This is a genomic window from Agromyces bracchium (assembly GCF_009709675.1).
Lineage (GTDB): Bacteria > Actinomycetota > Actinomycetes > Actinomycetales > Microbacteriaceae > Agromyces > Agromyces bracchium.
Genome location: NZ_WMLB01000017.1, coordinates 154,911 through 180,523, shown reverse-complemented (window position 1 = coordinate 180,523; position 25,613 = coordinate 154,911). Strand labels below are relative to the sequence as shown.

At 72.4% G+C, this 25,613-nt stretch carries 22 protein-coding genes; 14 read left to right on the top strand and 8 right to left on the bottom strand.

Features of this window, described 5'->3' with window-relative positions; all coding sequences use genetic code 11:
- Positions 1–43: 43 nt before the first annotated feature.
- The gene (locus tag GJ743_RS06245; RefSeq protein WP_155051031.1) at positions 44–1,651 is read right to left on the bottom strand and encodes a molybdopterin-dependent oxidoreductase; all 1,608 of its coding nucleotides are present in this window, start codon (positions 1,649–1,651) and stop codon (positions 44–46) included.
- A gap of 136 nt (positions 1,652–1,787) precedes the next feature.
- Between GJ743_RS06245 and GJ743_RS06240 the strand changes: the two genes are divergently transcribed.
- Positions 1,788–2,639, top strand: coding sequence for a DNA/RNA non-specific endonuclease (locus GJ743_RS06240; protein ID WP_155051030.1), 852 nt, complete (start codon positions 1,788–1,790; stop codon positions 2,637–2,639).
- Here GJ743_RS06240 and GJ743_RS06235 read toward each other — a convergent pair.
- Complete coding sequence (locus tag GJ743_RS06235) at positions 2,602–3,177, bottom strand: RBBP9/YdeN family alpha/beta hydrolase (RefSeq protein WP_328288860.1); 576 nt, start codon at positions 3,175–3,177, stop codon at positions 2,602–2,604. The two genes, GJ743_RS06240 and GJ743_RS06235, sit on opposite strands and share 38 nt — an antisense overlap.
- 76 nt (positions 3,178–3,253) lie before the next feature.
- On the opposite strand from GJ743_RS06235, the gene GJ743_RS06230 reads away from it, so the two are divergent.
- Complete coding sequence (locus tag GJ743_RS06230; protein ID WP_155051029.1) at positions 3,254–4,798, top strand: FAD-dependent monooxygenase; 1,545 nt, start codon at positions 3,254–3,256, stop codon at positions 4,796–4,798.
- A gap of 69 nt (positions 4,799–4,867) precedes the next feature.
- Here the strand turns inward: GJ743_RS06230 and GJ743_RS06225 are convergent, their stop codons facing one another.
- Positions 4,868–5,215: a hypothetical protein gene (locus GJ743_RS06225; RefSeq protein WP_155051028.1), complete on the bottom strand. Its 348-nt coding sequence runs from the start codon at positions 5,213–5,215 to the stop codon at positions 4,868–4,870.
- Positions 5,216–5,302: 87 nt separating this feature from the next.
- Here GJ743_RS06225 and GJ743_RS06220 point away from each other — a divergent pair, with 87 nt between their 5' ends.
- Positions 5,303–6,280 (top strand): EamA family transporter, encoded by a 978-nt coding sequence (locus GJ743_RS06220; protein WP_328288859.1) that lies wholly within the window; start codon positions 5,303–5,305, stop codon positions 6,278–6,280.
- Positions 6,281–6,624: 344 nt separating this feature from the next.
- Here the strand turns inward: GJ743_RS06220 and GJ743_RS06215 are convergent, their stop codons facing one another.
- Positions 6,625–7,638: a DDE-type integrase/transposase/recombinase gene (locus GJ743_RS06215; RefSeq protein WP_155051027.1), complete on the bottom strand. Its 1,014-nt coding sequence runs from the start codon at positions 7,636–7,638 to the stop codon at positions 6,625–6,627.
- Between the two features lie 26 nt (positions 7,639–7,664).
- Positions 7,665–8,069, bottom strand: coding sequence for a hypothetical protein (locus GJ743_RS06210; protein ID WP_328288858.1), 405 nt, complete (start codon positions 8,067–8,069; stop codon positions 7,665–7,667).
- A gap of 299 nt (positions 8,070–8,368) precedes the next feature.
- Between GJ743_RS06210 and GJ743_RS06205 the strand changes: the two genes are divergently transcribed.
- The 8 genes from GJ743_RS06205 to GJ743_RS06170 all read left to right on the top strand — a co-directional run bounded on the left by GJ743_RS06205 (position 8,369) and on the right by GJ743_RS06170 (position 16,894).
- Positions 8,369–9,298, top strand: coding sequence for an NAD(P)-dependent oxidoreductase (locus GJ743_RS06205; RefSeq protein WP_155051026.1), 930 nt, complete (start codon positions 8,369–8,371; stop codon positions 9,296–9,298).
- Positions 9,299–9,350: 52 nt separating this feature from the next.
- A complete protein-coding gene (locus GJ743_RS06200; protein ID WP_328288857.1) occupies positions 9,351–10,358 on the top strand; it encodes a LacI family DNA-binding transcriptional regulator in 1,008 nt (335 codons plus the stop codon).
- A gap of 325 nt (positions 10,359–10,683) precedes the next feature.
- Positions 10,684–12,378 carry a glycoside hydrolase family 13 protein gene (locus GJ743_RS06195; RefSeq protein ID WP_328288878.1) on the top strand — a complete coding sequence of 565 codons (1,695 nt, stop codon included), beginning with the start codon at positions 10,684–10,686 and terminating at the stop codon, positions 12,376–12,378.
- A gap of 25 nt (positions 12,379–12,403) precedes the next feature.
- Positions 12,404–13,765: an ABC transporter substrate-binding protein gene (locus GJ743_RS06190; RefSeq protein ID WP_155051024.1), complete on the top strand. Its 1,362-nt coding sequence runs from the start codon at positions 12,404–12,406 to the stop codon at positions 13,763–13,765.
- A gap of 119 nt (positions 13,766–13,884) precedes the next feature.
- Positions 13,885–14,868, top strand: a complete 984-nt coding sequence (locus tag GJ743_RS06185) for a carbohydrate ABC transporter permease (RefSeq protein WP_155051023.1) — start codon at positions 13,885–13,887, stop codon at positions 14,866–14,868.
- Positions 14,865–15,755: a carbohydrate ABC transporter permease gene (locus GJ743_RS06180; RefSeq protein WP_230386555.1), complete on the top strand. Its 891-nt coding sequence runs from the start codon at positions 14,865–14,867 to the stop codon at positions 15,753–15,755. Before GJ743_RS06185 ends, GJ743_RS06180 begins: the two co-directional genes overlap by 4 nt.
- An 82-nt stretch (positions 15,756–15,837) precedes the next feature.
- Positions 15,838–16,488, top strand: a complete 651-nt coding sequence (locus GJ743_RS06175) for a hypothetical protein (protein ID WP_155051022.1) — start codon at positions 15,838–15,840, stop codon at positions 16,486–16,488.
- Positions 16,489–16,540: 52 nt separating this feature from the next.
- Positions 16,541–16,894 (top strand): DUF2834 domain-containing protein, encoded by a 354-nt coding sequence (locus tag GJ743_RS06170; RefSeq protein ID WP_155051021.1) that lies wholly within the window; start codon positions 16,541–16,543, stop codon positions 16,892–16,894.
- Here GJ743_RS06170 and GJ743_RS06165 read toward each other — a convergent pair.
- Entirely contained in the window at positions 16,872–17,447 is a 576-nt protein-coding gene (locus GJ743_RS06165) for a TetR family transcriptional regulator (protein WP_155051020.1), read from the bottom strand. The two genes, GJ743_RS06170 and GJ743_RS06165, sit on opposite strands and share 23 nt — an antisense overlap.
- A 148-nt stretch (positions 17,448–17,595) precedes the next feature.
- Between GJ743_RS06165 and GJ743_RS06160 the strand changes: the two genes are divergently transcribed.
- The 3 genes from GJ743_RS06160 (at position 17,596) to GJ743_RS06150 (ending at position 21,905) form a co-directional block, all read left to right on the top strand.
- Positions 17,596–18,411, top strand: a complete 816-nt coding sequence (locus GJ743_RS06160) for an oxidoreductase (protein WP_155051019.1) — start codon at positions 17,596–17,598, stop codon at positions 18,409–18,411.
- Positions 18,412–18,438: 27 nt separating this feature from the next.
- Complete coding sequence (locus GJ743_RS06155; RefSeq protein ID WP_155051018.1) at positions 18,439–19,083, top strand: DUF1349 domain-containing protein; 645 nt, start codon at positions 18,439–18,441, stop codon at positions 19,081–19,083.
- A gap of 113 nt (positions 19,084–19,196) precedes the next feature.
- Positions 19,197–21,905 (top strand): cation-translocating P-type ATPase, encoded by a 2,709-nt coding sequence (locus tag GJ743_RS06150; RefSeq protein ID WP_155051017.1) that lies wholly within the window; start codon positions 19,197–19,199, stop codon positions 21,903–21,905.
- A gap of 79 nt (positions 21,906–21,984) precedes the next feature.
- Here the strand turns inward: GJ743_RS06150 and GJ743_RS06145 are convergent, their stop codons facing one another.
- Both GJ743_RS06145 and GJ743_RS06140 read right to left on the bottom strand, forming a co-directional pair.
- Positions 21,985–23,298, bottom strand: a complete 1,314-nt coding sequence (locus GJ743_RS06145) for an FAD-binding oxidoreductase (RefSeq protein ID WP_196216932.1) — start codon at positions 23,296–23,298, stop codon at positions 21,985–21,987.
- A gap of 101 nt (positions 23,299–23,399) precedes the next feature.
- Positions 23,400–25,538 carry a S9 family peptidase gene (locus GJ743_RS06140; protein ID WP_328288856.1) on the bottom strand — a complete coding sequence of 713 codons (2,139 nt, stop codon included), beginning with the start codon at positions 25,536–25,538 and terminating at the stop codon, positions 23,400–23,402.
- Between the last annotated feature and the right edge of the window lie 75 nt (positions 25,539–25,613).

The window sequence follows — 25,613 nt, the reverse complement described above, 5'->3', positions numbered from 1 at the left end:
CGATGCTCGTCTCGGGCGCGGCATCCGTCGAGGCATTGACAGCTCACGTCACGGTGATGAGCGTGCGCTGCCAGCCCGTCGATCCGTCGGGCGCGATCGGGGCCCGCTCCTCGACCTGCACGCGCCCGTCGCGGCCGACGGCCCGCACGGTCGCGTAATGCGTGCCGGGCGCGGCATCCCACTCGAGCATCCACTGCACCCAGGTGTCGGCGTTGATCGGCGTCGACAGGGTCGCGGGGCGCCAGTCCTCGTCGTCGATGCGCACCTCGACGCGCTCGATGCCGACCGTCTGCGCCCAGGCCACGCCCGCGATCACGGTCGGCCCGGCCGGGACCGGGCGGCCCGGCTTCGGCGTGTCGATGCGGGACGACATCTTGATCGGCGCTTCGGCGCTGTAGCCGCGGGGCGTCCAGTACGCCTCGTCCTCGGCGAAGGTCGTGACCGTCAGGCCGGAGAGCCACTTCGTGGCCGACACATACCCGTACAGCCCCGGCACGACCATCCGGACGGGGAATCCGTGTTCGAGCGGCAGCGGCTCCCCGTTCATGCCGACCGCGAGGATCGCGTCGCGCTCGTCGTCGGTCAGCGCGTCGAGCGGGGTCGACGCGGTGAACCCGTCGACGCTGCGGGAGAGGACCATGTCGGCGCCGGCCTGTGGCCCGGCGAGGGCGAGGATGTCGCGGACGGGGACGCCGAGCCAGATCGCGTTCCCGACGAGGTCGCCGCCGACCTCGTTCGACACGCAGGTGAGCGTCACCGCGTACTCGTCGAGTCCCATCGAGACGAGGTCGTCGAAGCCCAGCTCGATGCGCCGGTCGACCAACCCGTCGACGGCGAGTCGCCACGTCGAGGGGTCCACCTCGGGTACGGTGAGGGCCGTGTCGACGCGGTAGAACTCGGCGTTCGGCGTGATCAGCGGGCTGAGGCCCGGGACGTCGAGCTCGGCGCAGGACGGCACGGCCACGACCGATCGCGGCGCCGGGAGGCGCAGGGCGCCTCGGATCGCCTCGATCGACGAGGTCGCGGCGCTCGCGAGTCGCGCGCCGAGGCCGACGACGACGGCGGATGCCGCGGCGACGCCGGTCAGCGCGAGGAAGCGCCGTCGGTCGAGCCGTGGGCTCCGATCGGCGTCCGCCCCCGCGCCCGGCCCCGCGCCCACCCCCGCGTGCTGCCGGGCGCCGTCGCGCCAGGCTCGGAGCCGGGCGACGGCCTCGCGGAGCAGCAGGACGGCGGTGAACGTGCCCGCGACGGCCGGCAGCCACGACCATCCGGACGCGCCCGCCCGCGTCATGCCGGCGGCGACGGCGGCCGCCCCCGCGAGCCCGAGCGCGAGCAGCCCGAGCGGCGGCCGGACGAGTTGCAGGATCCCGGACGCCGCGCTCGCGACGACCACCGCGAGGCCGAGTCCGCCGAGCAGGACGAGCTTGTCGGCCTCGCCGAACGTCGCGATCGCGAACTCCTTCAGCGGCTGCGGCACGACGTCGATGACGAACGCGCCGACCGTGAGCACCGGGCTCGCCGTGCGGGCGACGAGCAGCGCGACGAGCTCGGCGACCGCGAGGAACCCGGCGCCCGCCGCGATGCCGGCGGCGGCGGCCCAGGCGAGGAATCGCAGTCGGGCGCCCCGCACCGGTCGGCTCGTACGCGCCATGTCCCCTCCGCAGCCGCGGGAGTCGGATGCCCGCTGCGAGTGGTTCGGTGCGGCTCGCGATCCGGTTGGGCGTCTCGTCGCGCGACGAGCCCCGCCACGCCCCCGCTGTGTCGGCGGCGCGTGATGGGCTGGGCGCATGGGGTTCGATGCGCGGTTCCTGGGGGTCGAGGCGCCGATGCCGGCCGTTCCCGAGGCGGATGCCGCGGCATCCGTCGCCCTCGACTACCTGCACTTCGCGATCGTGCTCGACACCCGCAGGCGGTTCGCGCGCATCACGGGCGTGAACGTCGACGGCGCCGCGCTCGTCGAGGTCGAGCGAGGCGACGACTGGCAGTGCGACGCGCGCATCCCGGAGGACTGGCAGGCCGGGCCCGAGGTGTACGCCCGCAACGACCTCGATCGCGGACACCTCGTCCGGCGCCGCGATCCCGTGTGGGGCCCGCCCGAGGTCGCGGTGCGCGCGAACGCCGAGACGTTCCGCTACCCCAACGCGGCACCGCAGCAGGCCGAGTTCAACCAGTCGCTCGAGCTCTGGAACGGGCTCGAGGACCACGTGCTCGAGTTCGCGCGGGCCCACGAGCAGAAGCTCAGCGTCTTCACCGCGCCCGTGCTCGCGGACGACGACCCGCCGTACCGCGGCATCCGGGTGCCGCTGCGGTTCGTCAAGGTCGTCGCCTGGCGTTCGGTCGACGAGCTCGCGACCGCGGGCTTCCTGCTCGACCAGGCGCCCGTCGTCGACCTCGACGACCCGGTCCGGAGTCGGGCGGGCATCGCCGCGAGCGAGCGCGCCCGGGTCGCCGCTGGCGCCACCGCCGTGCCCAACCTCGGGCCATTCCGCACGTTCCAGGTGGCGGTGGCCGACATCGCCGCGATCACCGGGCTCGAGATGCCCGCGCTCGTCGCTGCCGACCGGATGCCGCGTGCGCTCGCCGCCGCCGGTCCGCGCGAGGTCACGCGGCCGGAGGACCTGCTGCTCGGCGCGCGGTAGTCGCGGCGTCCTCGAGCAGCTGCAGTCCCTCGGGCCATTCGCCGAGACCGCTCGCAGCGTTCACGTGCCCGCGGGCGCCGAGGTCGATGAACCCGGCGCCCCATCCGGCTGCCGCGGCCGCGCTCCACGCGAGCTCCGCATACGGGTCGTCGGAGGAGGCGAGCACGGTCGCGGGGATGCCGAGCGGCCCGAGCGGGAGCGTGAAGCCGCCGGCGACCGCCGCTGACGGGAACTCCGGCCCGGCGGGGTCGGGTGGTGCGACGAGGAAGGCGCCCGCGATGCGCGCGGAGGCGGCATCCGTCTCGACCGCCCAGTGGGCGACCGCCAGGCAGCCGAGGCTGTGCGCGACGAGCACCGGCCGCGCCGGGGTCGAGGCGACCGCACGTTCGATCGCGGCGACCCAGTCGCTGAGGTCGGGCTCGTCCCACGACCCCGGTGCGATGCGGACCGTGCCGGGCAGCGCGGCCTCCCAGCGCGACTGCCAGTGCTCCGGGCCGGAGCCGCCGATGCCGGGGACGATGACGAGGGGGTGGGTCACGGCGCCCAGCATCGCATCCCGTGCCGCGCCGCGGCGACGCATTCCGTCATCCGTCGCCCGGTGACAGGCTGGGGCCATGGCGGAACCCGAGATCCTCCGCACCGACGTGCTCGTCGTGGGCGCGGGGCCGAGCGGGCTCATGGCCGCGGTGGTGCTCGCCCGCCGGGGCGTCGACGCCATCGTGGTCGACGGCAAGGACGGCCCGACGCACGAGTCGCGCGCGCTGCTCGTGCAGGCGCGTTCCATGGAGCTCTACGACCAGCTCGGGCTCGCCGACCGGGTGCTCGCCGGTCGCGCGGACGCGAAGGGTGCCGTCCTCTGCTTCCGGCACCGCGAGCTCGGACGGATCCCGTTGCGCCGGTTCGGGGAGGGGCTCACGCCGTTCCCCGATCTCACGGTCTTCGAGCAGAGCCGCAACGAGCGGCTGCTCGTCGACGCGCTCGCCGAGTCGGGGCACGAGGTCCGATGGCGACACCGGCTCGTGGGGTTGCGGTCGCAGGCTTCTCTCGTCTCGGCGACCCTCGAGCATCCGGGCGGAACCGTCGTCATCGAGGCGCGGCACGTCATCGGCGCCGACGGCGCGCACTCGGCCGTCCGCGAGCTGCACGGCATCCCGTTCGAGGGCGTGACGAACCAGCACACGTTCTTCGTGGCCGACGCGGTCGGCGCGAGCGGGCTCGTCGAGGGCTGGGTCAACGTGCGCTTCGCGCCCGACGACCTGCTGCTGACGTTCCCGATGGGCGGCGAGGGGCACCATCGCGTCCTGGGCGTCGTGCGCGACACCGAGCTCGAGGGCGCCGACGAACTCTCCGAGAAGCTCCTCCGCTCGCGCCTCGCCCGCGGGTTCACGGTCGGCTACCGTGCGTCGACCTGGTTCGCGACCTACCGACTGCACCACCGCGTGGCGGCGCGGTTCCGCGACGGGCGCTGCTTCCTCGTCGGCGATGCGGCGCACATCCACTCGCCCGTCGGCGGCCAGGGCATGAACACGGGTCTCCAGGACGCGCACAACCTCGCGAACGCGCTCGGCGACGTCCTCGTCGGCGGCATGCCCCCTGCACGCCTCGACCGCTACGAGGCGGAGCGCCGCCCGGTCGCGCTGAAGCTCGTCGCGACCACGGACCGGCTCTTCTCGAACGTGACATCGGAGTCGCGCCTCGCGCACACGATCCGCGGCCGGATGATCCCGACGGTCGGGCCGGTGCTCGCGCCGCTGCTTCCCCGCATCCTCGGCGGCGCGCGGATCTTCGGCCTCATCTCGCAGATCCGCATCAGGTACCGGATGTCGCCGAGCCGCCCCTCGCGCTCGCAGGTGCGCGACGACGTCGTCGGCAAGCGGCTGCCCTACGCCGGCGGCGAGCCGTCGAACCTCGACGCGCTGCGCTCGTTCCGGTGGCAGGTGCACGGGTACGGGGCGCCCGCGGAACTCGTGCGGGGCGTCGCCGAGTCACTGGGTCTCGAGCATCACATGTTCCCGCCTGCGGCGGGGCGGCTGCGATCCGATCGGCTCTACCTCGTGCGCCCCGATGGGTTCGTGGCGGCCGAGGCGAGCGTCGTGGCAGGCCGCCGCGCACGGCGGGGTGCGGTGCCCGCGAGCTTCGTCGAGCAGCTCGACGGGTGAGCTCCCGGGCGGGCGCCGAAGGCCGGCGCCCGCCCGACCCGCGCCGCGACCCATGTCGCGACCCGGGCGTCAGCCCCCGGTCGGCGCCTCCTCGGACGCGGCGACCGGCACGGGTGCGACGCGCGCCGACCAGGTGGTCGCGTCGCGCGACATCGTCCAGGGTTCGGTGCGGCGGAGGCCGTGGCATCCGAGCACCACCTTCGCGACGCCGTCGGCCAAGTCACGCGACGACGGCGGGTTGATGCGGTTCAGCTCGTCGAGGCTGAACGCGTCGACCGCGACCGGTTCGATGCTGCCGGCCGTGAAGAGCAGCAGGTCCCACGACTCGACGTCGTCGGTCACCACGACCCGGCGCAACTCCACTCGCCCCGCGTGCTGCACCTCGTCGTCGGTCAGGCTTCCGAATGGCTTCGTCATCGTGCACCCCTGATCCCAGCCAACCGCAGCGCGCCGCGGCTCGGCGACAGGTTCGGGGGCGAGTCGCGCACCGCGTATCGTCGTTCCGTGCCGCACGAGACCGATCCGGGGTCGCTTCCCGCCCACGCCGACGCCGCCCTCCGGCGCCGCCGGTTCGCAGGGGCGGCGACCCAGCTCGGCACGGAGGTGTCGATCAACTTCGGCTCGTCGCTCGCCGGACTCGTCATCCCCGTCGTCGGCGCGTTCGTCGTCGTCGCGGTGCGCCAACTCGTGATGGCCGCCGCGGTGCTGCCGTTCTACCGCCCGAAGCGGGCGGAACTCACGTGGCACCGCCTGCGCCCGGCGATCGCGCTCGGCGTCGTGCTGGCCGTCATGAACGTCACGTTCTACATGTCGATCGACCGCCTCGGCCTCGGCATCGCGGCGACCATCGAGTTCCTCGGACCGCTCTCGATCGCCCTGTTCACCTCGCGGCGCGTGCTCGACGTGGCGTGCGCGATCGCGGCCGGCGCAGGGGTCTACCTCCTGATCGCGCCGGGCATCGGCGAGGGCGGGGCGGATGCCGCGGCCGCGGCGGGTTCGGCGGCAGACGGCGTCGACCCGCTCGGCGTGCTGCTCGCGCTCGCCGCCGCGGCGAGCTGGGCCGCCTACATCCTGCTCACGCGCCGCGTGGCGACTCGCCTGCCGGGGCTCGAGGGCCTGACGGTCGCGAGCCTGGTGAGCCTCGCGCTGCTGCTGCCCGTCGCGATCTGGACGTTCGACGCATCCGTCGTCGACTGGCGCATCGCGGGACTGCTGCTCGGCGTGGGCGTGCTGAGCTCGGCGTTGCCGTACAGCCTCGACACGTACATCCTCCGCCGCATCACGCCGCGGCTCTACGCGATCATCACGAGCTTCGGCCCGGTCATCGCGGCGGTCTTCGGCGTGCTCGTGCTCGGCGAGTCGTTCACGCCGATCGAGGCGATCGCGATCTTCATCGTGTGCGGCGCCGCTGCGGTCGCGCTCGCGACGCAGCGCGAGCGCCCCGTCTCCGACCTCGAGGTGACGGCGCAGACGATCCCCTGAGGGCGCGCCGCGCGCCGTTCCGCGCCCCGCCCTGCCCGCCGTTCCGCGCCCCGCCCCCGCCCGCCGCCCCTGCGTGGCTTGCCGCCCGCGCCCCGCCCCCGCCCGCCGCCCCTGCGTGGCTTGCCGCCCGCGTGCCCGCTACGCCCGCGTGCCCGCGACTCCCGCGGACATCGCCCCCGCCGCTTCGACACCTGCTCGCTCGGTGCCCCCGCCCCTTCGCCACCTGTTCGCTCGGTGCCACCGGCGCGTCGTCACCGCCTCGCCAGGATGAGCCGCTCACTCCTCGATGCGTGGAGACCATGTCTCTCCTCGATTGAGGGAGAAAGGTGACCCGCCGGGCGTTGTCAAGCTGCGTGGAGTCGTTCGGTCTGGTTTCGGGCTTCTGGTTGGGGCAGGTTGATGCCGACGATGTTGGCGGGGGCTGGGGTGCGTGGACGGTTGCGGAATCGTTCGGGATGCTTCTCGTAGTACGCCTGCTGGGTTCGCTCGCGGTGTTGCCAACGGGAGTACCAGCTGCCGTCGTGGACCTCGTCGGGTGAGAACAGTGCGATGCCGGAGTGCTTGTGGTTCCGGTTGTACCAGGGCACGTACCAGCTCATGTACGCGCGGGCGTGCTCGATATCGGTGAACGTGCCGGGGTAGTTCGGCCGGTATTTCATCGTGCGGAACTCGGACTCTGAGAACGGGTTGTCGTTCGATACCCGTGGCCGGTTGTGCGTCTGCGTGATGCCCAGCGGGCCGAGGAACGTCTTCAGCGCGTCCGACCGCATCGCGGGCCCGGAATCGGCGTGCACCACGTTCGGTGCGCCATGCGCGGCGATCGAGTGCCGGAACATCTCGACCGCCAACTCGTCGGCCTCGCGGTCCTCGACCCGCCATCCCATGAGTTTGCGGGAGTAGATGTCGATGATCGAGTACGCCTTGAACGCGACGCCGCGCCACGGGGTGCGCAGGTCGGTGATGTCCCAGGACCACACCTGCCCGGGCCCGGTCGCCTCGAGCACCGGCGCTTCCCGCGGCGTCTTCGCCGTTCGTCTCGTGGGCGCGACCGGGCGGGCGGACTGGTCCTCGATCGCCGCCGCGATCCGCCACCACGAGCGGCGCGAGCCGAGCATCACCCCGTCATCCCACGCCTGAGCGAACGCATGATCCACGGAGTGGCCCGCCTGCCAGCCGGCGGTGATCCGCTCGCTGATCACGGCGCGGTCCGCGTCATCGATCCGTGCCGGATACGCCCGGTCCCGCTGCGGGACCGGGTCCGGCACCCGGGCACGCGGATGATGACGGTAGTGCCACGTGGATCGCGACAGGCCGGTCATCATGAGCGTCTGCCGTTGCGATCCGGTCGCGACGGTCAACGCCGCCACGAGCTCGTTCTCGGTGGTCAGGAATCGGGACGATCGGCCGTCATCGAGGTGCCGTCGGGCTCTTGTCCGTTCCTCTCGTGCAAGAGCCCGATAGCTTTTCCCAGCGCGTCGTTGGTCGCTTCCAACTCGCGGATCCGAGCGGAAAGCCTCGCGATCTCGGCCTCATGCGCGGCCTGCTCCGCAGCCCGCTGCCGCTCGAACGCGGCCCGCTTGCCCGGCGGAACCGTCACGAGAGCACCCTTACGTGGAACCAAGCCCCGGTCAAGATCACCCTCGAACACCGCCGCAGACCATCGCTCCATCCGTCGCCGGGTAAGCCCGCGCGCGGCAAGCCACACACCCTTGCTCCCATGCCGCTGCCGGTAATACTCCGCCACCAACTCACGAATCTCATCATCCGTGAACCCCACACCGACCGACACCCACAACCTCCTCAAGAACCGACTCACAGCCAGCCTGACGAAGAGGGCGCGGACACTTTTCTCCCTGCTGCGGCGGAGGGACGCTCGTTCGGTTCGCGGCATTCGACGGGTGGACCCCGCACTGACGGTGCGCCGCGGTTCCAGTCGAGCGGGCGCTCCGGCGGTGGGCGGTGCCGTGTCGACGAGTCGAGGCGACGGGAGTCGGCGCGGGACGAGCGACCCGTGCGCGGTGCCGCGCCGCACCGTAGCGTGGGAGCGGGTGCGGCGGTGGGGCTGCGCGCGACGTCGAGGAGGACGCGATGGCCGTGATCGGGTGGATCGGACTCGGGCACATGGGCGGGCCGATGGCCGCGCACCTGGTCGAGGCGGGGCACGAGGTCGTGGGCTTCGACGTCGACGCGGGCATGGCCGAGCGTGCGGCCGTCACGGGCGTGCGGGTCGTGACGGATGCCGCGACCGCGGCGCGCGACGCCGACGCCGTGTTCACCTCGCTGCCGAGGTCCGAGCACTCGCGCGACGTGCTCATCGGGGGAGCGGGCGGCCGGGTCGGCTTGTTCGACGTCGTGCGGCGCGATGCGCTCGTGCTCGACACGTCGACCGTGGACGTCGCCACGTCGCGCGCGTGCCATGACGCGGCGGAGGCACGCGGCATCCGCTTCGTCGACGCGCCCGTCTCGGGCGGCATCGCCGGCGCGCACGCCGGGTCGCTGACGTTCATGCTGGGTGGCGAGGAGTCCGCGACGGGGGAGGCGGCCGGGCTCGTCGGGCCGATGGCCGGGCACGTGTTCGTCGTGGGCGGGCCGACCGCGGGCATCGCGGCCAAGCTCGCGAACAACCTGATGCTCTTCATCACGCTGCAGGCGTCGTCGGAGGGCGCTCGGCTCGCCGAGGCGCTCGGGCTCGACCCGACGATCTTCCACGACATCGCGACGGTGTCGTCGGGCGACTCGTGGCCGCTGCGCACGTGGTACCCGGTGCCCGGGGTCGTGCCGACCAGCCCCGCGAACCGCAACTTCGAGGCCACCTTCACGACGCGCCTCGCCGAGAAGGACCTGTCGTACGCGCTCGAGGCCGGCGAGGCCGCCGGGCTCGACCTCGCCGCCGGGAGGCTCGCGATGGAGCGGTTCACGCAGCTGATCGACGAGGGATACGGCGATCTCGACTGCAGCCTCGTCGTCAAGTACGTGGGCCGCGACGGTCGCACGCCGGGATTCGAACCTGAGGCATAGTCGACCCGCAATCCTGTCGAGTTCTTGCGCTCGTTCACGTAGCATTGCGGCCGTGTCGAGGAGGCTGGCGGACGTCGCGCGCAAGGTGGGCGTGAGCGAGGCGACGGTCAGTCGCGTGCTGAACGGCAAGCCCGGCGTCTCGGCGTCGACGCGCGACGCGGTGCTCACCGCGCTCGACGTGCTCGGCTACGAGCGGCCGACGAAGCTGCGCGGCGAACGTGCACGGCTCGTGGGGCTCATGATGCCCGAGCTGCAGAACCCGATCTTCCCCGCGCTCGCCGAGGTCATCGGCGGCGGCCTCGCCCAGAACGGCTTCACGCCGGTGCTCTGCATCCAGACGGCGGGCGGGGTCTCCGAGTCCGACTATGTCGAGCTGCTCCTGCACCAGCAGGTGTCGGGCGTGATCTTCACGGGCGGCGCGTACACCCAGGCCGAGGCGAACCACGATCATTACGAGCGGCTGCGTGAGCTAAAGCTTCCGACCGTGCTCGTGAGCGCGCCCGTCGACGACCTCGGGTTCGCGACCGTCTCGTGCGACGACGTCGCCTCGATGGAGCAGGCGTTCGGGCACCTCCTGCAGCTCGGCCACGAGCGCATCGGCATCCTCCTCGGACCGCGCGACCACGTGCCCTCGCAGCGCAAGCACGCCGCGGCCCTCGCGATGGCCGAGCGGCAAAGGGTCGACTTGCCCGACGAGTTCGTGGTGCACTCGCTCTACTCGCTCGAGTCGGGCCAGACGGCCGCCGCGAAGCTCCTCGCCGCGGGCGTCACGGGCATCGTGTGCGCGAGCGACCCGATGGCGCTCGGTGCGGTGCGCGCCGTCCGCCGCGCCGGGCTGCGCGTGCCCGAGGACGTGTCGGTCATCGGCTACGACGACTCGGCGCTCATGAACTGCACCGAGCCGCCGCTGACGACCGTGCGCCAGCCGATCGAGTCGATGGGCAAGATGATCATCGAGCTGCTCATGCGGCAGATGACGAGCGACGGTGCGAGCGGCGACGAGGTCTTCTTCGCGCCCGAGCTCGTGGTGCGCGCCTCGACGGCGCCGGCCCGGCGCTGAGGCGCCCAACCCCGCCGGCGGACGGCCGAACCCCGCCGATCCGTCCCTGCCGCGACCTCCGTGCCGCCCCGTGCCCGCTGCCGCCGTCCCGCAAGCGAATGTCGCAATCGCTCGCAAGTCGTCGCAAACTTTTGTTCAGATGTTGAAAAGTTGCATCATCCTGTTGCTCTCATTACGTTGACGGGCATCGACGCCGTGGTCCCCCCGACTCGGCGCGCCGCCCGCCGACGACAGGAGCACGACCGCCGTGACCACGCCCCTCACCGAGGCCGCCGACGCACCGGCGAACGCGTCGGCGAACGCACCGCAGGCCGCGCCTGCGACGATCCCCGCGGCGCTCACGGCTGACCCGCTCTGGTGGCGGAGCGCGGTGATCTACCAGGTCTACGTGCGCAGCTTCGCGGACTCCGACGGCGACGGCACGGGCGACCTCCGGGGGGTGCTCGCGCACCTCGACCACCTGCAGGAGCTCGGCGTGGACGCGCTCTGGTTCAACCCCTGGTACCCGAGCCCGCTCGCCGACGGCGGCTACGACGTCGCCGACTACCGCGACATCCACCCCGCGTTCGGCACGCTCGCCGACGCGGAGGAACTCATCGGTGCGGCGCTCGAGCGCGGCATCCGCACCATCATCGACATCGTCCCGAACCACGTCTCGCACGAGCACGAGTGGTTCCGCGCGGCGCTCGCCGCCGGCTCGGGCAGCCCCGAGCGCGAGCGCTTCTGGTTCCACCCCGGCAAGGGCCCGAACGGCGACGAGCCGCCGACCGACTGGGTCTCGAACTTCCAGGGCGGCACGTGGACGCGCACCGCGAACCCCGACGGCACGCCGGGGGAGTGGTACCTGCACCTGTTCGCGCCCGAGCAGCCCGACCTCAACTGGAACCACCCGGACGTGCGCGCCGAGCACGAGGACATCCTGCGGTTCTGGTTCGACCGCGGCGTCGCGGGCGTGCGCATCGACTCGGCCGGCCTGCTCATCAAGGACCCGAACCTGCCCGAGGTGCCCGAGCTCGTCGAGCCCGGCGGCCACCCGACCGAGGACCGCGACGAGGTGCACGACGTCTACCGCGCGTGGCGGCGCATCGCCGACTCGTACGAGGGCACGCGCGTGCTCGTCGGCGAGGTGTGGGTGCCGGATGCCGCCCGCTTCGCGGCCTACCTCCGTCCCGACGAGATGCACACGGCGTTCAACTTCGACTTCATGGCACGCCCGTGGGACGCCGCGGAGCTCCGCGCCTCGATCGACCTCATGCTCGACGCGCACGCGCCCGTCGGCGCCCCGAGCACCTGGGTGCTCTCGAACCACGACGTGACCCGTCCGGTCACGCGCTACGGCCGCGAGGACTCGGGGTTCGCGTTCGCGCGCAAGCGCTTCGGCACGCCGACCGACGTCGAACTCGGCACCCGGCGCGCCCGCGCCGCGGCGCTCCTCACCGCCGCCCTGCCCGGCTCGCTCTACCTCTACCAGGGCGACGAGCTCGGCCTGCCCGAGGTCGACCTGCCCCGCGAGGTGCTCGAGGACCCGATGCACTTCCGCTCCGGCGGGGTCGACCCGGGGCGTGACGGATGCCGCGTGCCGCTGCCCTGGCGCGGCACCGCATCGCCCTTCGGATTCAGCCCCGACGGCGCGAGCGCCGCACCGTGGCTGCCACAGCCGGCCGAGTGGGCGGCGCTCAGCGTGCAGGCGCAGGAGGCCGACGCCGGCTCGATGCTCCGGCTCTACCGCGACGCGCTGCGCATCCGCCGCCGCGAGGCGGGGTTCGGCGACGGTCCCATGGCCTGGCTCGACCTCGGGCCCGACGTGCTCGCCTTCTCCCGGGGCGACGACCTCGTCTCGGTCACCAACCTCGGCCGCACGCCGGTCGAGCTCCCCGATCACGAGCGGATCCTGCTCGCGAGCGCCCCGCTCGCGGACGGCCTGCTCGCACCCGACTCGACGGCCTGGCTCCGCGTGCGGACCGGGACGGAGAGTCCGCGGCTCGCCGCGGGACGCACCCACCTCCGCACCACCACCTGAACACAGCACCGAAAGGACCACGACAATGAAGTCATCACGCAGGATCGCGATCGCGGGCATCACCGCGCTGGCGGTCGCGGGCGCCCTGGCCGGCTGCACGTCCGGCAGCGGCTCGGAGGACGGCAAGCTCGAGCTCCGCGTCGCCACCTTCCCGCCGGGCGCCGACCAGGCGGCCTACGACGCGTTCGCCGAGCAGGAGGCGCAGTTCGAGGAGGCGAACCCCGACATCGACATCGTCGGCGTCGAGTACGAGTGGACCGCGCCGACCTTCGCGGCGCAGCTGGCAGGCGGCAGCCTGCCCGACGTGTTCACCGTGCCGTTCACCGACTCGAAGACGCTGCTCGAGAACGGCCAGCTGGCCGACGTCACCGACGAGATCGAGGAGCTCGGCTACGCCGACAAGTTCAACCCGATCATCCTCGAGGAGGTCACCGACGCCGACGGGCGGGTCTTCGGCTTCCCGCGCCAGGCGTACGCCAACGGCCTGCACTACAACCGCGCGCTGTTCGAGGAGGCCGGCCTCGACCCCGACAGTCCGCCCACCACGTGGGACGAGGTCCGCGCGGCGGCGAAGCAGATCTCGGAGGCGACCGGCAAGGCCGGGTACGCGACGATGGCGACCGGCAACACCGGCGGCTGGCAGCTCTCGGTGCAGGCCGACTCGCGCGGTGCATCGCTGCAGACGGCGAACGACGACGGCACCTACACGTCGACGATCGACAACGACGCCACCAAGGCGACGCTGCAGTACCTCCACGGCCTCCGCTGGGAGGACGACTCGATGGGCGCGACGTTCGACCTCGACTGGGGCACCATCAACCAGGAGTTCGCGGCCGGCAACCTCGGCATGTACACCTCGGGCTCCGACGTCTACACGGCGCTCGTGCGCGACTTCGGCATGGCGCCCGACGACTACGGCCTGACCGTCATCCCCACGGAGGACGGCGGCGGCGTGCTCGGCGGCGGCGACATCGCCGTGATGCCGCCGAACCTCGACGACGAGACCCAGGCCGCGGCCGTCGAGTGGATCGACTGGTACTACATGCAGAAGCTGCTCGACGAGGACGCCGCGGTCGCCGACGCGAAGGCGCTCTCCGAGGCGGGCCAGGCCGTCGGCACGCCCGTGCTGCCGGTCCTCGACCAGGAGACCTACGAGGAGTCGCTCACCTGGATCGAGCCGTACGTCAACGTGCCGCTCGATCAGATGGCGGGCTTTACCGAGGGCATCTTCGAGCAGACGCCGATCGGCGAGTTCAAGGGACAGACCCAGCCGATCTACGCCCTCATGGACAACCTCGTGCAGGCCGTCCTGACCGATGAGAACGCCGACATCGACGCGCTGCTGCAGCAGGTCGACGTCGACGCGCAGGCGCTGCTCGACCAGTAGCCCCGCACCATCCGGTGGTCGAGTAGCGGCGGAGCCGCGTATCGAGACCTACCTCCCCATGGTCTCGATACGCGCTTCGCGCTACTCGACCGCCGAACCCCACCGACCCAGGAGCACCGATGACCATGACGACCGACCCGGAGGTCGCCGAGGCGGCCGAGGACCGGCCACCGGCACCGCGGCCGGTGCCCGAGCACCGGAAGCGGCGACGCACGCCGATGACCTGGATCCGCGGCGGCGGCCTGTCGAACCTCGCGTTCGTCGCCCCGATGCTCGTCGTCTTCGCGGTCTTCAGCTGGGGGCCGATCGTGCAGGCGGTCGTGATGAGCTTCCAGAAGACGAACCTCGTCTCGCCGCCGGTGTTCGTCGGCATCGACAACTTCGTGCGCGTGCTCTCCGACCCGAACCTCGGCACGGCCGTCCTGAATACCCTGTACTTCGCGCTGCTCGCCCTGCTCTTCGGGTTCCCGCTCCCGCTGCTCCTTGCAGTGATGATGAGCGAGGTTGGACGCGGCAAGGGCCTCTACAGTGCACTCGCGTACCTGCCTGTCGTGATCCCGCCGGTCGTCGCGGTGCTGCTGTGGAAGGTGTTCTACAACGCCAGCCCCGACGGCGTGTTCAACACGATCCTCGGCTGGGTCGGCATCCCGCCGCAGCCGTGGCTGCAGTCGTCGGCGACCGTGATGCCATCGCTCGTGCTCGAGGCGACCTGGGCCGCCGCCGGCGGCGCGATCATCATCTACCTCGCCGCGCTGATCGCGGTGCCGCCCGAGCTCTACGACGCGGCCGAGGTCGACGGCGCCGGCATCTGGCGCAAGATCTGGCACGTCACGCTGCCGCAGCTGCGCGGCGTGCTCTTCATCATGCTGATCCTGCAGGTCATCGCGACGAGCCAGGTGTTCCTCGAGCCGTTCCTCTTCACGGGGGGTGGGCCCAACAACGCGACGCTCACGATCCTGCTGCTCATCTACCGGTACGCCTTCCAGAACAGCCTCGGCGGCGCCTACGGCGAGGCGACGGCCCTCAGCCTCATGCTCGCGATCTTCCTGGCCCTCCTCAGCTGGGCGTACTTCAAGCTCACCGAACGTTGGAGCACGAATTGACCGACGAACTCGCCGACCGCGGCGTGCTCTCGACCGCCGACCGCCGCCGCGGAAGCGTGCGCGCATCGATGACGCTGGTGCACGGGTTCCTCCTCGTCGGCCTCGTCGTCGCCGGGCTCGGACCGCTGCTGTGGCTGGCCAAAGCCGCGGTGACGCCCACGCAGGACACGCTCTCGCAGCCGTTCGCGCTCTGGCCGAACGGCATCGACTGGGCGAACCTCGAGACCGCGTGGAACGACATCCACATCGACCAGTACTTCCTCAACACGATCTGGGTCGCCGCAGGCGCCTGGTTCTTCCAGCTGCTCATCGCGACGACCGCGGGCTACGCGCTCTCGGTGCTGCGGCCGAAGTACGCGCCGATCCTCAACGCGCTCGTGCTCGCGACCCTGTTCATCCCCGCGGTCGTGCTGCTCGTGCCGCTGTACCTGACGATCCTCGACCCGCCCGTGATCGGCACGTCGCTCCTCAACACCTACTGGGCGGTGTGGCTGCCCGCTGCGGCGAACGCGTTCAACATCCTGCTCGTCAAGCGCTTCTTCGACGCCCTGCCGCGCGAGGTGTTCGAGGCGGCGAAGACGGATGGCGCGGGCCCCTTCCGGGTGTTCTGGTCGATCGTGCTGCCCATGTCGAAGCCCATCCTCGGCGTGGTGTCGGTCTTCGCGGTGATCGCCGCCTGGAAGGACTTCCTCTGGCCGCTGCTCGTGCTGCCCGACCCGGCCGGGCAGCCGCTGTCGGTGCGCTTGCCCGCGGTGCAGTCGCAGACCGAGCTCGACGTGTTCCTCGCGGCGCTCGCGATCTCGACGCTGATCCCCGTGGTCCTGTTCCTGCTGTTCCAGCGGCTGTTCCTCCGCGGGGCGGGGCTCGGGGGCGCGGTCAAGGGCTGAGGCGCCGCCGCCGGGCGCGAGCTCGCGGCATCCGTTCACCTCGATCTCGGTACCCTCGAAGGGGCGACGCGAGGAGGTGCGGATGGGGGGATTCCCGTGGCCCTGGCGGCGTGGGCGTCGCCGGGTCAAGATGGCGCCGTTCGACCGTTCGCGGCTGCCCGAGGCGCGCACGGCCTCCTTCGAGGAGATGCTCGAGGAGGGCATGCTCATGGCCGAGTCGGCCGGGCGGATGGCGCTGAAGAACCGGCTCATCGTGCACGCCCTGCGCACCGACGAGCCGTTCTCCGACGAGCACGCCGCGTCGGAGGCGCGGGCCGTGCTCTACGAACTCGTCCAGGAGGCCGACGAGGCCGCCGAGCACGTCGCCGACGAGCGCACCGCCGCGGGCAAGCGCGTGGGCCGCTCGCAGCACCAGCACGACTACCATCCCGGCGACCTGCTGAACCTGCGCCGTCGCGAGAAGGTCTACGCCTCGGTCGCGAAGGAGCTCTGGACCAAGCGGTCGGATGACGCGTACGTCGCGCATTTCGTCGAGCGCGCCCGCGACGACGCCTGGCAGGAGCTCGGCACCGCGATCGAGCACGAACTCGACCGCCGGTGGCCGCGCTACGACGAGGAGCCCGACTACGCCGAGCACCGAGCCGAGCGGATGTCGGTCGTGGGCGACGACCTCATGCGCGACCTCGCGCGGCTCGAGGCGCAGCGGGCCGTGGAGTCGATCCCGGAGTACTGACGCGCTGACGCGGCATCCGTTGCCTGCCCTGCCGGAGCGGCACACTGGGCGCATGACGCGTCACTGGACCCCGCTCGCCGCCGTCTACCTCGTGGTCGCCGTCGCCGGCCTCGTCGGGACCTGGACGTACAACGCGATCGCGATCGCCGAGCGGAACGACTTCATCGGCGACCTCGTCTCGAGCGGCCCGGCGGTGTCGTCGATCACGACCGACCTGCTCGTGGTCGCGGTGGCGGGCAGCATCCTGATCGTGGCGGAGTCGCGCCGGATCGGCATGCGCTTCGCGTGGGCGTACATCGTGGGGTCGGCGCTGACGGCGTTCGCGTTCACGTTCCCGCTGTGGCTCGCGATGCGGGAGCGGCGGCTCGCCGCGATCCGCGAGGCTACGCCCGTGGGCCCGGCGTGACCGCCGCGCGGGCGACGATGGCCTCGACGTCGGAGTGGACGCGCCCGCGCAGGTCGATGCCGGCGAGCGAAGGACGGAGGCCGGTGGGCGCCTGGATCCAGGCCGCGACCGCGCCGGTCACGCGGACCAGGAGCTCCGCCGGCGAGGCCTCGACGGCGAGTCGGCCGGACGCCTGGGCAGCGCGGATCGCGTCGAGCTTCTCGCCGTAGAGCTCCAGCTCGCGCGCGGTGGCCTCGTGCGCCTCGAGGGTGCGACGGGCCTGGAAGCGGACGACCTCGGGGTGGGCCATCGCGTAGTCGAAGAGGGCGACGGCGTATCCGGGGAGGTCCTCGGGCGTGAAGGGCACCTCGGCGTGCGCGCGTTCGATGACCTCGTCGGCGACCGCGTCGTACAACCCCTCCTTGCTGTCGAAGTAGGCGTAGATCATGCGCTGGTTCGCCGAGGCGGCATCAGCGATGCCCGCGATCCGCGCGCCGGCGAAGCCGCCCTCGGCGAACTCGAGCAGTGCGGCGTCGAGGATGCGGCGACGGGTCTGTGCGGCATCTCTGGCCACGGGTCCTCCTTCGCGGATGCCGATCCGGTGCGCGGCGGTCGTCGGCGATCGGTCTGCCTGAGAAGTAAGTAAGTAGTTGTTGACATACTAGCCGACACCTGCCTAAGGTACGAAGTAAGCAACCAGTTACTTACATGGAGGATCAATCATGGGCAAGACCGCTCTCGTCACCGGCGCCTCGTCGGGCATGGGCCGCGAGATCGCGCTGCGGCTCGCCGCCGACGGCTACACGGTGTACGGCGCCGCGCGCCGCGTCGAGCGCATGCGCGACCTCGAGGAGCGAGGCATCCGCGTGATCGCGATGGACGTCACGGTCGACGAGCAGGTCGTCGCCGCGGTGGACCGGATCATCGCCGAGACCGGCCGCATCGACGTGCTCGTCAATAACGCCGGCTTCGGGCTCTACGGCGCCGTCGAGGACACGTCGATGGTCGACGCGCGCTACCAGTTCGACGTCAACTTCTTCGGCGTCGCGCGCCTCACCCAGCTCGTGCTCCCGCACATGCGGGCGCAGAAGGCAGGGCGGATCGTGAACATCTCGTCGATGGGCGGCGCGATCTACACCCCCCTCGGCGCGTACTACCACGCGACCAAGCACGCGCTCGAGGCGTGGTCCGACGCGCTCCGGTTCGAGGTCGCGCCGTTCGGGATCGACGTCGTGATCGTCCGCCCGGGCATGATCGACACCGAGTGGGCCGGCGTCATGGCCGAGCCGATCCTCGAGCGGAGCGGGAGCGGTGCCTACGCGGCGCTCGCGCGCACCGTGGTCGACTCGACCGAGCGGACCTACGCCGGCGGCGGCTCGTCGCCGACGGTGATCGCCGACGCAGTCGCCAGGGCGGTTTCGGCGCGTCGTCCGCGCACTCGCTACGCGGTCGGGCGCCTCGCCAAGCCGCTCATCGCTGCCCGTCGCGTGCTGAGCGACCGCGCGTTCGACCGCCTGCTGGCCGCAGCGGCGCGCTGAGCCGCCACGAGGTCTAGCGTTGGCCGCATGACCGACGACGACACCGCCCCGGGCGAGACCTCCACCGCTCCCGCCGCCCCCTGGGACTCGGGGATCTGGACCCGCGAGCCCGTCGCCGTCACCGCGGACGGCGACGGGCTCGTCGTCGAAGCCGCAGAGGGCAGCGACTTCTGGCGGACCACGCAGTACGGCTTCATCCATGACGACGGCCACGCGCTGCTCGCTCCGTGGCCCGCGGATGCCGCGGTCGAGGTCGCCGTCGACACGTCGACGCTCACCGGGCTCTACGACCAGGCCGGGCTCATGCTGCACGGCGACGACGAGCTCTGGGTGAAGGCCGGCGTCGAGGTCAGTGACGACGTCCTGCATATCGGCGCCGTCGTGACGAACCGCGTGTCGGACTGGTCGCTCGCGCCGGTCCCCGAGTGGGCGGGCGAGGTGGTCACGATCCGGGCGAGCCGCTCCGGCGTCGACGGCGATGCGGTCACGCTTCGCGCACGTGCAGGCGACGGGCCGTGGCGCACGATCCGGGTCGCGCCCTTCGATGCGGATGCCGCGACCGCCGGCCCGATGGTCTGCGCGCCGACGCGAGCGGGCCTCGCGGTGCGCTTCACCGGGTGGGCCCTCGTGCCCGCCGACGTCGACCTGCACGAGGACCCGCCGACGGCCTGACGGCCCGACGGGCCGACCGCGTCCCCGCGCCGCACCGCCGTGAGGGCGCCCCCGGAACCGAACGGGACCACGGTCCCGCGGCGCTTCGCCCGAGCGACCTACGCTTGCCGCGCATGGACGAGCCGCGCGTCACCGGGGCCGAGGCATCCGTCGGCCTGACGAGCGCGGATGCCGCGGCCCGACGCGCCCGCGACGGTGCGAACGCGCTGCCCGGAGCGAAGCGCCCGTCTGTCGTCCGCCGGCTCGTCGGCGAGCTCACCCACTTCTTCGCGCTGCTCCTGTGGGGTGCCGCGGTGCTGGCCTTCCTCGCGGGCCTGCCCGAGCTCGCGATCGCGATCATCGCGGTGATCGTGGTGAACGCGATCTTCGCGGTCGTGCAGCAGGCACGCGCCGACCGGGCCGCCGACCGGCTCCAGGAGATGCTCCCCGCGCGCGTCACGGTCCGCCGCGACGGCCGTCGGCGGCAGGTCGACGCGGTCGACGTGGTCGAGGGCGACCTGCTGCTCGTCGAGAGCGGCGACCGCGTGCCGGCCGACGCCGAGGTGGTCCAGGCGAACCGCCTGCTGGTCGACACGTCCATGCTGACGGGCGAGAGCGTCGCGGCGGGAGTGGAGCCCGGCGGCACGCTCTTCGCGGGCACTTTCGTCGTCGAGGGCGACGCCCAGGCCGTCGTGACCGCGACCGGCGCGCGCACGCGGCTCGCGGGCATCGCCCGGATGACGACGACCGAGGCGCCCGACACCCCGCTCACGCGGGGCCTCCGCGGCGTCGTGCGCCTGACCGCGTCGATCGCGATCGGGGCCGGCCTGCTGTTCCTCCTGATCTCGACGCTCGTCGGCAACCCGCTGCAGGACGCGTTCATCTTCGCGATCGGCGTCACGGTCGCCCTCGTTCCCGAGGCGCTGCTGCCGACCGTCACGCTCTCGCTCGCCCTGGGCTCCGAGCGGATGGCGCGGCGCTCCATCCTCGTCAGGAACCTCGAAGCGGTCGAGACGCTCGGGTCGACGACCTTCATCTGCACCGACAAGACGGGCACGCTGACGCGCAACGAGATGACGGTCGTGCGCGCCTGGACGCCCGCCGGTGAGCTCGGCGTCGACGGCGGCGGGTACGGGCCGGACGCCGACCTCAGCTGGAGCTCGCCCGACGCGGAGCCGGCGATGCGCGAGCTCGCCCTCGGCGCGGTGCGCTGCTCGACGGGGTACGCCGAGGAGGTCGGAGGCGCGTGGCATCCGCACGGCGACCCGATGGAGGCCGCCTTCGACGCGCTCGCCCGCCGGCTCGGCATCGACACCGACGCCGACCGTCGCGCCACTCCGCCCGAACTGCGCTTCCCGTTCGACTCGCAGCTGCGGCGCATGGCGGTGGTGCTCGCCGACGAGGTCCTGGTCAAGGGCGCGCCCGATACCGTCCTGCCGCGGTGCACGGATGTCTCGGGCGGCACGCCCGGCGGCACGCCGGGCGGTGCGGCGGGTGCGTCGCCGAACGATGCGGCGGCCGGCCCCGCGGCCGGTGCGGCGGGTTCGGGCGCGGCGCTCGCCGTCGCGGCATCCGTCGTCGATGAGCTCACCGGTCGCGGGCTGCGCGTGATCGCCGTGGCCGCCGTATCGCGCGCGGGCCGGACGCCCTCGACGCAGCTCGAGGCCGAGCAGGGGCTGCGGCTGCTGGGCCTCCTCGCACTGCAGGACCCGCCGCGCGAGGGCATCGCCGAGTCGCTGCACGCGTGCCGGCAGGCGGGCGTGCGCGTCGCCATGATCACGGGCGACCACCCGGCCACCGCGCGCGCGATCGCCGACGAGGTCGGCCTTCGCACACCCGACGCTCCGGTCCTCTCAGGCGAGCACCTGCCCGCCGACGACCAGCACCTCGGCGCCGTGCTCGATCACGACGGCGTGGTGGTCGCCCGCGTCTCGCCCGAGGACAAGCTGCGCATCGCCCGCGCCCTGCGCGCCCGCGGGCACGTCGTCGCGATGACCGGCGACGGCGTGAACGACGCACCCGCGCTGCACGAGGCCGACATCGGCGTCGCCATGGGCCGGGGCGGCACGGACGTCGCGCGCGAGGCCGCCGACCTGGTGCTGCTCGACGACTCGTTCGCCGGCATCGTCGCGGGCATCGAGCAGGGTCGTGCGACGTACGTGAACATCCGCCGGTTCCTGACGTACCACCTGACCGACAACGTCGCCGAGCTCACGCCGTTCGTCGTGTGGGCGCTCTCGGGCGGCCAGTTCCCGCTCGCGCTGGGCGTGCTCCAGATCATCGCGCTCGACCTCGGCACCGACACCCTCTCGGCCGTCGCGCTGGGTGCCGAGAAGCCCGCGAAGCACCTGCTCGAGGGCCCGCCCGTGGGCGGGCGGCTCATGAACGGCACCGTGCTGCGTCGCGCGTTCGGCGTGCTCGGCCCGCTCGAGGCGGTGCTCACCATGACCGCGTTCGTGGTCTCGCTCGTCGCGCTCGGCTGGCGTCCCGGCGAGGCGTTCCCCACCGGGGCGGACCTCATGGCGGCGTCGGGTGCCGCGTTCATGACCGTCGTCTTCGCGCAGACCGCGAACGCCTTCGCCTGCCGCTCGTCGACGAAATGGCCCGGGGCGCTCGGATGGTTCACCAACCGCCTGCTCGTCGTCGGCGTGCTCGTCGAGCTCGCGTTCTCGCTCGTCGTGCTGCTCCAACCGACCGTGGCCGAGATCCTCGGCCAGGCGAACCCGCCGCTCGCCGGCTGGGCGGTCGCGCTCGCCTCGATGCCGATCCTCATCGCGGTGGATGCCGCGGACAAGCGCCTGCGTGCTCGGCACGTGCACCCGCACGCCGCCGCGCTGACATAGGGCCGCGCCATCATGCGCAGCACGCCTGCGCATCATCTCTGGCGGATCGGAACGGAGGCCGCGCGCCCGCCCCCTTCGCCTACGGCGTGATGTGGTGGCTGGGCCGGAACACGTCGTCGGGGTCGACCTCGCGCTTGATCGCGCGCAGCCGTTCGAGCGTGGTCGCCGGGTAGATCTCGGTCACGATGTCGTCGCCGAACTCCGGCGTGAAGTTCGAGTAGCGGCCGTTCGTGAACGCCATCGCCGCCTCGACGCCGTCGTGGGCGGACGCGAACGCCTCGGGGCCGGCGCCGTCCGGGACGAGCCGGTTCACCGCGAAGAGCACCTCGCCGTCGCGCTGGGCGACGGCCGTGGCATCCGTCGCCACCCTCGAGAACGCACCGCCGAGCCCGCGCAGCAGCAGCATCGTCGGCAGGGCATGGTCGAGCGTGGCCATGAACGCGTCGAGCGCAGCGTCGGAGAGGTCGGGCACGAAGCCGTTGCCGCCGACCATCTCGAACGGGGGCTTGTCGGGCGGGCCGTCTTCGAGCAGGTCGGGGTACTCGACGGGCCCGAGCGCGACGTCCGTGACCGAGGGCAGTGACAGCAGGGGCTCGAGGAGCCGACGGAGCTCCTCCTCGGAACCCTGCAGGGCGACCAGGAGCTGCGGCCCCGCGGGCATCTCGGGCATGAGCTGCGGCATCACGAGGAGCGTCGAGTTCAGCTCGTCGGGACCGTGGCGCATGACGTCGCGCCACGCCCCGAGCACCGCGCGCTGGTCGGACTGGTCGAACATGACGTGCCCGCCGACGAGTCCGTCGACCGGCGACGCCTGGAACGTGAACCGCGTCGCGATGCCGAAGTTGCCGCCGCCGCCACGCACCGCCCAGAACAGGTCGGGGTGGTGCTCGGCATCGAGCGTGAGCACGTCGCCCGACGCGGTGACGAACTCGACCTCGCGGAGGATGTCGACGGTCAGCCCGTGCATGCGCACCAGCCAGCCGATCCCGCCGCCGAGGGCGAGCCCGCCGACGCCGACGTCGCGCGTGTCGCCCGAGGTGACGCCGAGGCCGTGCGGGGCGAGGGTCGCCGCGACGTCGCCCCACTGGGCGCCGGGGCCGATGTGCACCAGCCCGCCGTCGGCGAGCTCGATCGCCGCGAGGCCCGACAGGTCGATCACGAGACCGCCCGTGGCGGGATCGGATCCGTGCCCGCCCGCGACGACGGTGATGGGGACGCCCGCGGCGACGGCGGAGCGCACGGCTTCGGCGACCTCGGCGGCGGAGGTCGGGCGCACGACCGCATCGGGCGTGCCCTGGCCGTGGAAGACGTGGGCGCCGGCCTCGTACTCGGGGGTGCCGGGCGCGTGCACGCGCTGCGGCATCCGCTCACTCAGTTCGGTGACGAACGACATGGCGCACAGTCTGTTCCCGTCCGCCGACATCCGCGACCCCAGTTCGAGCGCCGCGACGTCGACATCCTGCCGACGTCCTCTGGTGCGAGCGGATGCCGCGGCTACTCGCCGCTCGGGTGCGCCCCCGCCGCGTCGATGATCCACGCGTTCGCGAACGCGCGCTCGCGCCAGGCCGCGTACCGGCCAGAGACGCCGCCGTGCCCGGCCGCCATCTCGATCTTCAGCAGCGGGTCGGCGCCGACCTCGCGGAGCCTGGCCACCCACTTCGCGGGCTCGACGTAGAGCACGCGCGTGTCGTTCAGCGAGGTGATCGCGAGGATCCGCGGGTAGCCGACCGCGTGCACGTTCTCGACCGGCGCGTACGACTTCATGTAGGCGTACACCTCGGGGTCGTCGAGCGGGTTGCCCCACTCGTCCCACTCGATGACCGTGAGCGGCAGCGACGGGTCGAGGATCGAGGTCAGCGGGTCGACGAACGGCACCTCGGCCACGATGCCGGCGAACAGGCGCGGCGCCAGGTTCGCGACGGCGCCCATGAGCAGCCCGCCGGCCGAGCCGCCCTGCGCGACGAGGTGGTCGGGCGTCGTCACGTCGCGGTCGACGAGGTGCTCGGCCGCGGCGATGAAGTCGGTGAACGTGTGCTTCTTGTGCAGCTTCTTGCCGTGCTCGTACCAGAGCCGGCCCATCTCGCCGCCGCCGCGCACGTGGGCGATGGCGAACACCATGCCGCGATCGAGGAGCGAGAGCCGCGGGATCCCGAAGCCCGGGTCGATGGCGTGCTCGTACGAGCCGTAGCCGTAGAGCAGCGTCGGCGCAGGCTCGCCGAGCGTGACGAGGTCGTGCCGGTAGACGAGCGAGATCGGCACCTGCGTGCCATCCGGCGCCGTCGCCCACTCGCGCCTCTGCGCGTACCGCTCGGGGTGGTAGTCGCCGAGCACCGGCTGCTGCTTGCGAACCGTGCGGTCGCCGGATGCCACGTCGACGTCGATCACCATCGACGGCGTGACGAAGCTCCCGAAGCCGATCCGCAGCGACGGCTGCGCCCAGTCGGGGTTCGCGCCGACGCCCGCGGAGAAGAGCTCCTCGTCGAAGGCGAGCTCGTGCAGCGTGTCGTCGGGCGTCGCATCGGCGGGCAGCCCGTCGGCCGGCACCTTCGCGATCGCCACGCGCGGCAGCCCGTCGCGGCGGTACTCGAGCGCGACGAAGTCGCGGAAGCCGTGGGCGGCCTCGATGCGCATGCGCGGGTCGTGGGGGAGCAGCATCCGCCGGTCGCCCTGCGGGTCGTCGGCCGCGACGCTCACGAGCTCGAAGTTCACCGCGTCGCCCTCGTTGTGGATGACGAGCAGGCGGTCCTTCCCGCCCGCGACGACGTGCTCGACGTCGTACTCGACGCCGTCGCGGCGCGGCCACACGACCCGGAACTCGCCCGTCGGGTCGGCCGCGTCGAGCAGCCACGACTCGCTCGTCACGTGCGAGCCGGCCTCGAGCACGAGGTAGCGGCGGCTGCGCGTGAGGCCGACGCCGAGCCAGAAGCGCTCGTCGGGCTCGTGGAAGACCGTCACGTCGGCCGAGGCGGGCGTGCCGACCTCGTGCCGCCAGACGGTGTCGGGTCGCCAGGCGTCGTCGACGGTCGTGTAGAAGACGTACCGCCCGCTCGGGTCGAAGAGCGCGCCCGCGGCCGTGCCGGGGATCTCGTCGTCGAACTCGCGCCCCGAACCGGAGAGGTCGCGCAGGCGGATCGTGTACCGCTCGTCGCCTTCCACGTCGACGCCGAACAGCAGCATCGTGCCGTCGCCGGTCACGTCGAAGCTGCCGAGCGAGAAGAACTCGTGGCCCTCGGCCTCGACGTTGTCGTCGAGGAGCACCTGCTCGCCGGGCAGCGGCGAGCCGTCCTCGGGGATGGCCGGCGGTTCCCAGTCGTCGGCCGCGCGCGCGGCGACGCGGCAGTGGATGCCGTACTGCAGCCCCTCGACCGTGCGCGAGTAGTACCACCAGTCGCCCTCGCGCGTCGGGACGCTGAGGTCGGTCTCCTTGGTGCGGTTCTTGATCTCCTCGAAGACCTGCTCCTGGAGGAGCGAGAGGTGCCGGGTCTTCGCCTTGGTGTAGGCGTTCTCCTCCTCGAGGTGGGCGATGACCGCCGGGTCGTCCTTGTCGCGCAACCACTCGTAGTGGTCGATCACCACGTCGCCGTGGTGGGTGCGTTCGGTCGGTCGCTTCTCGGTCACGGGCGGAGTCAGCACGGGGTCAACGCTACGCCGACCGGCGGCGCCGCGGCATCCGCCGGTCTCGATCGGGCGAGCGGATGCCTCGTGGCC